Genomic DNA, 1,559 nt, shown 5'->3' on the forward strand with positions numbered 1-1,559 from the left:
ATTTTGGAACAAGTCAAGGCGAGTGCACGTGAGGTACTGGCGGCATCGTGACCGCCGCGCGAGTTGCCGCCCAGGGGCAACTCGCCAACCAACGAGCAGGTACAAGCAACGGAGCAAGGCCACAAGGATCTCGAGTTGCCAGAGCTTGGGAGCGACGAGATGCTGGAGCGCCTTTGTGCCACGTTCAAGAAGAACCATGGCGAAACACCCTCAGCACCGCAGCTCACAATGCTGCTCCAAGAGTACGCCCACCGGTATCGGGGCCTGTCCCTCGCACGTGGCAAAGGGAGGCGTCTTGACGGAGCCTATACCTACGCTCCCGAGAATATCCTCCTCACTTGTGGGCGTAGCACGCGAGTACCTCGCGAACATTGAGGGAAGACGGCCTCTTGAGTCGTTTTCTCGCGCCCTCACACAGACACACACAGAACGACAAGGAGGCCGAGTATGACAGCGACAATGGAGTTGTGGTTTCGCAAGACGAATCGCCACGGGTGAGCCCCTCGTGCTGCCTTTCTCTTTTCACTGTTTGCCTCAGATGGTTGAGGTGCCACTCAATAAGAAGGGGAAGCGCGAACGTGGAGGAGGTGACGACATTTCAAGGTAATGTCTGGGCGCGCAACAGTCATGATTCTCACTCACCTCCAGCTCCGAGGAAAAGCAGCACCGCGCGAAACAAAAGAAGTCTGGCCAGGTAAGTGGGAACGCACAATGCACTGTGTCGCACAACAACAAAATGACAATCCTCTCCGCCAGGAAATGCGTGCCCAAACCATCCCCACAGCCACCTTGTAAGAAGCTCTTTTGGTTTTCTCCACAGTCTCCTCACCCACACCGTGGGGACGGCCAAGGAACAGGGCGGCAAAGCCGCCGCGTGGGCAGAACGCACAGCACAAGGCAGCGCCGGCTCCAAAGAAGATGCAAGGGCAAGCCAAGGGTGCAGCACCCCATGCACCAAGGACGCGAGAGCAGGCCAAGAAGAAGGCAGTGTCGGCTCCAAAGAAGCTGCAAGGGCATGCCAAGGATGCAGGAGCCGATGCAACGTCGCCTCCAAGGACGCGAGCACAGGCCAAGAAGACGAAGAAGTGAACAAAGTCCAGATTCAAGAGATTTGCGGCCAGTGGACCCGCCCCGAAAAACCGCCCAAAGAACGGCCAAAAACCGGCCCCCCCCCATTCAACGGCGAAAACGTACCCAGTTTTTGCATCCCGTGAGGGGCGTTTCTTCGCCTCACGCCCCCCCCCTGTTTCCAGCGGTTTTCACCCGTTGTCACGGCCCTCCGCTTTCATAGACGTTAAAAGAGAGTACTGTGGTTACACGTAAAAATGAGCACACACGTCAAAATGAGCAAAGGCCTGTTGCTCATTTTGCTTACCAGAATAAAACCCTACGCTTCATTGCCCATTTTGCGTGCAAAAAAAACAACCAAACCAACATTCAAATGAAGGGGACTCCTCCTATTACATCAATGTTTTCCCCTGTTGGGTCGTCCCTTGAGGAAGCTGCCCAAATAACCAAGGACCAGGTTCAGGCCCAAAGTCGCCCTCCCGCTCCAAAAA

Annotated in this window: 2 protein-coding genes; one reads left to right on the top strand and one right to left on the bottom strand. The window is 55.8% G+C overall.

Features of this window, described 5'->3' with window-relative positions; all coding sequences use genetic code 11:
* The coding region (locus VLA04_05410) for a hypothetical protein (GenBank protein ID HSI21106.1) at positions 1 to 198 on the bottom strand (198 nt) is incomplete at its 3' end.
* Positions 199 to 606: 408 nt separating this feature from the next.
* Here VLA04_05410 and VLA04_05415 point away from each other — a divergent pair.
* Positions 607 to 795: a hypothetical protein gene (locus VLA04_05415; GenBank protein HSI21107.1), complete on the top strand. Its 189-nt coding sequence runs from the start codon at positions 607 to 609 to the stop codon at positions 793 to 795.
* Positions 796 to 1,559 lie beyond the last annotated feature (764 nt).

The organism is Verrucomicrobiia bacterium (assembly GCA_035460805.1).
Classification (GTDB): Bacteria; Patescibacteriota; UBA1384; order CAILIB01; family CAILIB01; genus DATHWI01.

Excerpts from the sequence above, each read along its gene's own strand:
- VLA04_05415 (HSI21107.1), top strand. The coding sequence starts at position 607 with ATGTCTGGGCGCGCAACAGTCATGATTCTCACTCACCTCCAGCTCCGA.